Source organism: Paraburkholderia sp. RL17-381-BIF-C (genome assembly GCF_046026435.1).
GTDB lineage: Bacteria > Pseudomonadota > Gammaproteobacteria > Burkholderiales > Burkholderiaceae > Paraburkholderia.
Map to the genome: position 1 here is coordinate 1 of NZ_JARESX010000139.1, position 8,158 is coordinate 8,158.

Consider the following 8,158-nt stretch of genomic DNA (forward strand, 5'->3'; position numbering starts at 1 on the left):
TGGACAGGATCACCTGCTCGAGCTTCTGCACGTTCAGGTCCATGTTTGCCGCGCTTATGAAACCGCGCGGTTGGACCTCCGTGCCGCTCGTCTTTTCATATCCGGTTGCGGCAATGTACTGCCAGATATCTCCTACATTGACCTGATTCGCCTGATTGGTCAGCGTGCCCGTGTTAACCGTTAACGTGTCCGACGCGCCGATGGTGCCGGTGTTGATGATGCTTCCCTGCCCATCCTGATTGAAATTGAGCGTGACGTTCTGACCGGCGATATTGCCACCTGCCGACATTGCATTCCAGTTCGGCGGCAGGTAGACCTGCGGCATTAACGCGCTAACGGTCGGGCAGGTAACCACACCCGTCGAGATGCACCCCGGGTCGGGCACTGACTGCTCGACGTACCACAGCATCGGCTCGGTGAGTGCATTGATTTGCGTTTGCGAGAGCGCGTCGCCAAGCTGCAGATTGTTTTGTTTTGCGTAGTCAATGGCGTTCTGATACAGGATCGCCTTTTCCTGATCGGTGACCGACAGGTTATGTGTGCTGTCGTAAGTCAGCCCGCTCACAAAGCTCGCCTGCCCGGTCTGCTGCAGCGCGGCTTGCTGCAGCATCTGATCTTCCGCCTGCGGGTCGTAATAGAACAGCGTCGAGGACGGTTGCAGGCTCGGCGGCAGATTTTTTAGCAGGTTTTGCGGCCCCACCGAACCCAGCGCCGAACCGTCCAGCGAGCCGGTAACGTATGATGCCTTGCCAGCCACCGGTGTCGGCAGAGGCACTCCTACCGAGCTTGGCGTCGACAGCTTCAGCCCGGGCAGATTTACCATGCTTAATGAAATAACCTGAGACGGCGCATTCACACGCGGTGTGTAGGTGCTCGCCGTGGTGATGCCGTTGATGAGCTTCTGCCCGGTCAATGAGACGGACGTCCCGATCACGTTACCGACGTTCTGAATCTCCCCGTTCGCCGTAATCGACAGATTCGGGGCGTGGATCGTCGCGGCGATGTTACCCACCGGCGTCGGCGGATCTATCGTTCCCCCGGCGCTCGAATACGCGTTCCCGTACAGCGCCGTGCATTCGGCTACAGAGCCGCAAGCCCAGACGTCGTGACGCTTGTCCGGACTGAAGTCGCCTGTTTCCTGCACCCAGTGCGAGTGCCAGTAGGCGTTCAGTGTCTGGGCCTCGTTCACGACTGGGCCTGCAACGTTGATCGACGCGCTCGTGCCGGCCGCGATCAGGCTACCGATGTTGGTCAGGCTACCTGCGTTGATCTGCAGGTTGTTTCCGGCGCTGATGACCGACGAGTTTCCTGTTTGCTGGTCGACATAGCCTTCGCAGTAGCTTTCCTTGTATCCACCGGCCGTCATGCAGCCGCTGTACTGCTCCGTTGTGCCGTAATTCTGATGAACGGGTACGGGCGGTGGCAGACTATTTGTAATTGCACCCGATACATTGAGCGTGATGTCGTTGCCCGCGACGATGTTGCCTGAAGTGTTATTCAGGCTGCCGGCCGGAGTAGTCGAACCCGCTGTGGTGCTTACCCCACCAATGACGATGTTGTGGCCTGCAAGGAGACTGCCATACGTGTTGTTGATCTGCCCAGCGGCAATGACAAGGTCATTGCCTGCGAACACTGTCCCGTTGCAGACGACGTCAGCGAGAAACCAGTCCCACAAACGGCAATAAGTAGGCCCCCCGGCACAGCATGACAACCACAGCCGACGCGCAACGTCACCGCAGACTACTGAACAATTGAGCCACCACACCGCGCAGCCACCGATTCCCCGCTTCGTGGTGATAGCGGGCGTGCCAATGCTGCCGCACTGCAAACCCCTCCACCGGTATCGGACACGGATGCACCGACAGGTCGTTGACCTTCGCCAGCGTCTCGCCGATATGCCGCGGCAACGTGGCGATCAGATCGGTGCTTTTGATGATGGCCCCTAGCCCGAGAAAACCCGGCAGCTCGAGCACGACGTCCCGTTCGATGTGCTCGCGCACCAGCGCCTGCTCCAGCAATTGCGCCCCCGTGCCTGCCGCGATGGCGACATGGCCCTCCGTGCGGTACTGCTTGAGCCCAAGCTTGCCGCGCATGCGCGGATGATGCCGGTTCATCAAACACACCCAATCCTGCATGTATAGCTGCTGCTGGTAGATGCCGCCGCCGAGCCAGGGCACGTGACCGATTGCCAGGTCGGCCTCGCCCGATTCCAGCGCGCGTTCGGTATTGCCGTCGATCCTCGCGGCTTCGAGACGGATTCCCGGCGCCTGCGCTCGCACGTGCGCCAGCATGCGTGGCAGCAGCGTGATGTGGCTCGCGTCGGTCATGCAGATGCGGAAACGCCGCCTGGCGGTGGTAGGATCGAAGGCTATTTCCCACGCCGCAAAGCGCCGCAGCGATTCGAGAATCTCCCGGCACGGTCCGATCAACGCATCGGCTTGCGGTGTCGGCGCCATGCCGCCTGGCGTTCGTATGAAGAGCGGGTCTTGCAGATGCTCCCGCAAACGGCCGAGCCAGATGCTGACAGTCGGCTGGCTTTGTCCAAGCTGCTCCGCGACGCGCGTAACGCTGCGAACGTCGTAGAGAAGATCGAAAAGCTGCAGCAGTTTCAGATCGGGTAGTTCTGCCGGGTTCATGGCGATATTGTCTGGCGCAATGACCTCATTGTATCCATTGCATTGCCAGCATGCGTACCCGATCGTATCTTGATCTCCAGGTCAAGGAGACGATAGTGAAGATTGCGATTCTGGGTGCTGGTGCGCTGGGCTGCGCCATCGGCGCGGCGCTAACCGAAGGCGGCAACGAGGTCTGGTTGCTGAACCGCTCGGCGGCGCATGTAGACGCAATACGGCGCGACGGACTGCTCGTCGACGATGCGAACGGCTCGCGACGCGTGAATGCCAAGGCTACGACGCGGGCCGCCGAGGTAGGTGCCGTCGATCTGGTCGTCGTGCTGGTCAAGTCCTTTCATACCGATGCGGCGATGCGTGGCGCTCCGGAACTGATCGGACCCGAAACCGTGGTGCTGTCGCTGCAAAACGGCCTTGGACACGAAGATGTGCTCGCCGACATCGTGGGTCGTGAGCGCGTGCTGGCGGGCAAGACTTACGTCGGCGGCGTGCTGCGCAATCCGGGGCACATCGAGTCCGGCGTCGCCGGCAAGGCGACTTACATCGGCGAACTCGACGGCCACATCACATCCCGCGTGATGGCGATCGCCGCAACCTTCAACGCGGCCGGACTGGCCACCACGGTCAGCGACGACATCGTCGGCACGATGTGGGACAAGTTGCTGGTCAATGTCGCAACGGGCGCGCTGACGGGCACCACCGGCCTGACCTACGGCCAGCTCTACGACGAGCCGCTACTTAAAACAGCCGCCCTGGCAGCCATCGCCGAAGCGATCGCAGTCGCCCAGGCCGCCGGCGTGACGCTTTCCTCCACCGATCCTGAACGCGCGTGGACCCTCGCCGGCGAAGGCCTTTCCGCCGGCTTCAAGACTTCGATGCTGCAGAGCCTCGAAAAAGGCTCCATCACTGAAATCGACTTTATAAACGGCGCGGTCGTGCGGTGGGGACAACGGCACGGTGTGCCGACGCCCGTCAACGCGACGCTGGTGGCATGCATCAAGGGCATCGAACGCGCGATGACCGACCGAAAAGCGCAATAACTGGCATGAGATCCGGGCAAGTGCTTCGCACCAGCTCGGGTCGACAACGGAGACAACCTGATGAACGGCAGCAAAGCCTATCTGGAACATGTCGCTATCTGGGTGAAAGACATCCACTGGCACATCCGCTTTTTCGAAGACGTGCTCGGCATGACGATGCGCGAGGTCGACGGCACGGTAGAGGAACCCCGTCAGTACTGGACGCTCGGCGGCCTGCAATTCATCCATAACCCGCAGCACGACGCACCCGAAGGCCGCCTCGGCCACCTCGGCGTGATGTGCGAGGACATGGAGGCCGCGCTTGCCGCGGCGCAAACATACGGCGTCAGCGAAATGCCGCAAGGACGCAACTGGTTGCGCCTGCCCGACGGCCTCGCCGTCGAACTGATTCAGGCGAGGCCTGCCACATGTGTCGCGCAGGCACTGGCGATCAACCCACGTTCAGAGGCGTGACATGACGATCATTGAAAAATACTGGGACGACGCCCTCGAAGGCGATCAGTGCGTGAGCCCGACTTATACCGTTACCAAACAACGCATCCTGGCCTACGCCGACCTCACAGGCGACCACACGCCCGTCCATGTCGACGAGGATTACGCGAATGCGAGCCACTTCGGTTCGATCGTCGCTCACGGTCTGTTTGGCCTGTCTATCGCCGATGGCCTCAAAACGCAAAGCGATTACCGTTTCCTGCCGGGTATGTCGCTCGGCTGGACATGGGACTTCAATCTGCCCATCAAGGTCAACGACGTGCTGCACGTCAAGTTCCGCATCGACACAATGCGCGCGAGCAAGAGTCGCCCTGGCTGGGGGATCGTGGTGCTCCCATCCGAGTTGGTCAATCAGGAAGGCAAGGTCGTCCAGCATGGCGAGCATCGTCTGATGGTGCCGCGCCGCCCGGGAGCATTCTGATGCAGGCACGTCCTCTTGAAGGTATTCGCGTTGTCGATTACAGCCATTTTCTGGCCGGTCCGTATGTCGGGCGCTGTCTCGCGGCGCTGGGCGCCGAGGTCATCAAGGTCGAGCGTCCCGGCAGCGGCGATGCGGGACGTCAGCATGCCACGGTGCTGGATGACGAACAGAGTGGCTACTTCCTGCAACTCAACATGGGCAAGCGCGGCGTCAGCGTCAATATGCGCGACCCGCGCGGGAAAGAGTTTATGCAACGGCTGTGCGACTCGGCGGATGTGTTCGTCGAGAACTACCGGCCGGGCGCGCTGAACAAACTCGGGCTGGGTTATGACGAACTGTCCGCGCGCAATCCGAAACTGGTCTACTGCTCGATCTCGGCTTATGGCCATACGGGACCCGATGCGCATCGCGCCGGCTTCGGTCTGATTGCCGAAGCAAAGAGCGGGATCATGCAGATGATCGGCACGCCCGGCGAACCGCCGCCGCTGATGCGCATTTCGCTCGGCGACATGTACACGGGCATTCACGCGGTGGCGGCGATCAACGCCGCGCTGCTTGGTCGCGTGAAGAGCGGCCGCGGACAGCATATCGACATGGCGCTGTACGACACGCTGGTGTCGATGCACGAGTACGCGGTGCAGTGCTACACGATGCAGGGCATCCTTCCGGAGCAGACGGGTCACGACATGCCCACGTCGACGCTTTACGGCGTGTTCCGTGCCGCCGACGGCGACCTCGTCATCGCCGCGCAGGTGGACGATGCGTGGAAGCGCTTCGCAGCGCTCGTCGAAGCTCAGGGCGGCCCGCCCGGCTTCGGCGCCGACACTCGCTTTCACACGCTCGCAGGCCGCAATGCGAACCGCGTGGACATTCTGTCCGTCGTAAAGCCCTGGGTGGCCAGCCAACCCGTTGCGCAGGTGCTCGAGATGCTGGATGGCGTCGACGTGCCGTGCGCCAAGGTGCAGCGCATCGACGAAGTGCTTGCCGATCCGCAGATCGTCGCGCGCGGCATGGTGGTCGAGCAGGAGCATCCGCGCTACGGCAAATTGCACATGCCGAACCTGCCCTTTCATTTCTCCGACTGCGACACGACGATCCGCGAGGTCGCGCCAGACCTCGGTCAGCACAACGCGGAAGTGGCGCAAGCGCTGGGCTTCAGCGTCGCCGAAATCGACGCGATGCAAACCGACGGCGTGTTGTATTCAAAAGTGAGGCCATGATGAGCGACCAGTACGCAGTGATCGGCAACCCGATCGGACACACGAAATCACCGCTGATCCACGGTCTCTTTGCACAGCAGACGCAGCAGGACATGGCCTATACGGCCATCGAAGGTCCACTGGAGCCGCAGGACGCATTCGCAGCAACTGTGCGTGCGTTCATTGCGGCGGGCGGCAAAGGCATGAACGTGACCGCGCCGTTCAAGCTGAAGGCCTTCGCCATGGCCGACGAGCAAAGCGAACGGGCGGAACTGGCGGGCGCAGCCAACGCGCTGAGCTTCAGGGACGGCCGGATCATCGCCGAGAACTTCGACGGCGTAGGCCTGTTGCGCGATATCAAGGTCAATCTGAAACTGCCGATGAGCGGCAAGCGCGTGCTGATCCTCGGCGCAGGCGGCGCGGTGCGTGGCGCATTGCTGCCCTTCCTCGCCGCGCAGCCTGCGGAACTGGTCGTCGCGAACCGGGACCTGGCGAAGGGCAAGGCGCTGGTCGCGCAGGTCGTCGCCGGCGGCCCACTACTCGCCTGTGGCTACGGCGATCTCGAGGCCATGGGACAGTTCGATCTGGTGGTCAACGCGACTTCGGCCAGTCTCACCGGCGATCTGCCGCCCGTTCCACCGAGCGTGTTCAGTCCAACGGGCGCAGCTTATGAACTGGCCTACGGAAAGCGCCTGACGCCCTTCTTGCGACTCGCGCGCAATGCGGGTGTGCAGCGCGTCGCGGACGGAGTCGGCATGCTGGTCGAACAGGCAGCAGAGGCCTTCGCGTGGTGGCGTGGCGTGCGGCCCGAGACGCGGGCCGTAATCGACCGGCTAACGGTGCCGCTGGATTGAAAGCGCACTGGACTCAGGATTGGAAAGGATATCCCGATGACAAGTTGACAGTTGAGGATCGCAGGCGCATCACGACTCGTAGCAATTGCCGAGGTCGATTCTCCCCTGCTGTCGACGCTGTCTGAGGCCGTGCTGGCTGCTGCTCGAAGTAGCCTCGAAAATACTGACTCAGATACCTGACTTCGATCTACTTGGGATTCGCCAGGGGACAGCGGGGGGAGCACGGCGATAGAGACACGGACCATCGATGCTTTAAATGGCTGCCATGGCGCGGCGGATTCAACCGGTGGATGCAATAGTTTGCTGGAACCGTTCGGCGGGCGTTTCGTAGTCCAATGTCTTTCTTGGACGCTCGTTCAATCGCCTGGCCACAGCGTTGAGTTTGGCCTGCGAATACACGGACAGGTCTGTGCCTTTAGGGAAGTACTGTCTTAACAACCCGTTCGTGTTTTCATTTGACCCGCGCTGCCATGGATGCTGGGGATCGCAGAAGTAGACCTGTATGTCGGTAGCCAAGGTAAAGCGTTTGTGTCCTGCCATCTCTGTTCCCCGATCCCATGTCAACGACTTGTAGAGCTCCTGCGGCAATTTTGAAGCGTGTTTGATGAGTGCATTGGCGACCGTCTCGCTATCCTTGCTGGCTATCTTGACCAGCATAACGTAGCGCGTCTGGCGTTCGACGAGCGTCGCAATCTGGCTGCTGCCGCTATCGCACAGCAGATCACCTTCCCAGTGGCCCGGTACTGCACGGTCTGCCACGCTCGCGGGGCGTTCCCTGATCGATACTGTGTCCCGTATCCTGCCATGATCGTCCGTCTTCTGCGTGTGATGGCGAGAACGACGCATGGCACGGGTACGCCGCAGGTGCTCCAGCAACTCTTTCTTCAGGGCACCACGGGCCTGTATGAAGAGACTGCGATAGATGGTCTCGTGAGACACGTGGTAGTCCTCGACGTCTGGATACGCCCGCTTGAGCCATCCGGCAATCTGCTGCGGTGACCACTGCAACTGGAGCTTGCCGGCGACGATGTGCGCCAGCTTCCGGTGCTGAACCAGTTTAACGACTTTGGGGCGCTGCGCGCGATCCCACGTGAGTTCATCGGCGTGGCTTGCCCGATAGCCGTTTGGTCCGCTGTTACGTTTGATCTCGCGGCAGATGGTGGATGGCACTCGTGAAAGTCGCCTTGCAATTGCCTGAATCGAATCATCAGCCACAAGCCCTCGCGATATCTCTTCGCGCTCCTCCAGCGTCAGCGCCCATCTCGATCGATGCCTTTGTGGTGGCTGGATTCCACCTGTGTCAGCCAGAATTCCCTGCACCGACGAGTGGTTCCGGTCAAACAGTTGAGCGATCTTCTGCAGAGATTCACCCTTGCGCCAACGTTCCCACATCAGCGCCTTCTGCGTCTCACTGTAGTAAATCCGGCGTCGCTGTTTCATTTGCAACACTCCCGCTGCTCACGCAGCTTCTAGTGTGTTGCATCCACCGGTTGAATCCGCCATTCGGAAGTGGCCGTTCACG

General features: G+C 61.2%; 7 protein-coding genes and 1 pseudogene. 5 read left to right on the forward strand and 3 right to left on the reverse strand.

The genetic code is table 11. From position 1 onward, the window contains the following. Both P0D70_RS35810 and P0D70_RS35815 read right to left on the reverse strand, forming a co-directional pair. Positions 1-1,642 (reverse strand): annotated as a pseudogene (locus P0D70_RS35810) (adhesin); the annotation flags it as partial. Between the two features lie 88 nt (positions 1,643-1,730). Further along, entirely contained in the window at positions 1,731-2,636 is a 906-nt protein-coding gene (locus tag P0D70_RS35815) for a LysR family transcriptional regulator (protein ID WP_408187993.1), read from the reverse strand. A gap of 95 nt (positions 2,637-2,731) precedes the next feature. Between P0D70_RS35815 and P0D70_RS35820 the strand changes: the two genes are divergently transcribed. The 5 genes from P0D70_RS35820 to aroE are packed head-to-tail and all read left to right on the forward strand — an operon-like array spanning position 2,732 to position 6,636. Further along, positions 2,732-3,670 carry a ketopantoate reductase family protein gene (locus P0D70_RS35820; RefSeq protein WP_408187994.1) on the forward strand — a complete coding sequence of 313 codons (939 nt, stop codon included), beginning with the start codon at positions 2,732-2,734 and terminating at the stop codon, positions 3,668-3,670. 60 nt (positions 3,671-3,730) lie between these two features. Further along, entirely contained in the window at positions 3,731-4,123 is a 393-nt protein-coding gene (locus P0D70_RS35825; RefSeq protein ID WP_091801167.1) for a VOC family protein, read from the forward strand. A gap of 1 nt (position 4,124) precedes the next feature. Beyond that, positions 4,125-4,583 (forward strand): MaoC family dehydratase, encoded by a 459-nt coding sequence (locus P0D70_RS35830; protein WP_408187995.1) that lies wholly within the window; start codon positions 4,125-4,127, stop codon positions 4,581-4,583. Further along, positions 4,583-5,803: a CaiB/BaiF CoA transferase family protein gene (locus tag P0D70_RS35835; protein WP_408187996.1), complete on the forward strand. Its 1,221-nt coding sequence runs from the start codon at positions 4,583-4,585 to the stop codon at positions 5,801-5,803. The genes P0D70_RS35830 and P0D70_RS35835 overlap by 1 nt, the downstream gene beginning before the upstream one ends. Next, positions 5,803-6,636 (forward strand): shikimate dehydrogenase, encoded by an 834-nt coding sequence (gene aroE, locus P0D70_RS35840; RefSeq protein ID WP_408187998.1) that lies wholly within the window; start codon positions 5,803-5,805, stop codon positions 6,634-6,636. Before P0D70_RS35835 ends, aroE begins: the two co-directional genes overlap by 1 nt. Positions 6,637-6,915: 279 nt before the next feature. Here aroE and P0D70_RS35845 read toward each other — a convergent pair whose 3' ends face one another. Continuing rightward, positions 6,916-8,076 carry an IS30 family transposase gene (locus P0D70_RS35845; RefSeq protein ID WP_408187997.1) on the reverse strand — a complete coding sequence of 387 codons (1,161 nt, stop codon included), beginning with the start codon at positions 8,074-8,076 and terminating at the stop codon, positions 6,916-6,918. Positions 8,077-8,158: the final 82 nt, after the last annotated feature.

Bases quoted from the DNA above. Each gene is read 5' to 3' on its own strand.
- P0D70_RS35815 (WP_408187993.1), bottom strand. From the start codon at position 2,636: ATGAACCCGGCAGAACTACCCGATCTGAAACTGCTGCAGCTTTTCGAT.
- P0D70_RS35825 (WP_091801167.1), top strand. From the start codon at position 3,731: ATGAACGGCAGCAAAGCCTATCTGGAACATGTCGCTATCTGGGTGAAA.
- P0D70_RS35830 (WP_408187995.1), top strand. From the start codon at position 4,125: ATGACGATCATTGAAAAATACTGGGACGACGCCCTCGAAGGCGATCAG.
- P0D70_RS35835 (WP_408187996.1), top strand. From the start codon at position 4,583: ATGCAGGCACGTCCTCTTGAAGGTATTCGCGTTGTCGATTACAGCCAT.
- aroE (WP_408187998.1), top strand. From the start codon at position 5,803: ATGAGCGACCAGTACGCAGTGATCGGCAACCCGATCGGACACACGAAA.
- P0D70_RS35845 (WP_408187997.1), bottom strand. From the start codon at position 8,076: ATGAAACAGCGACGCCGGATTTACTACAGTGAGACGCAGAAGGCGCTG.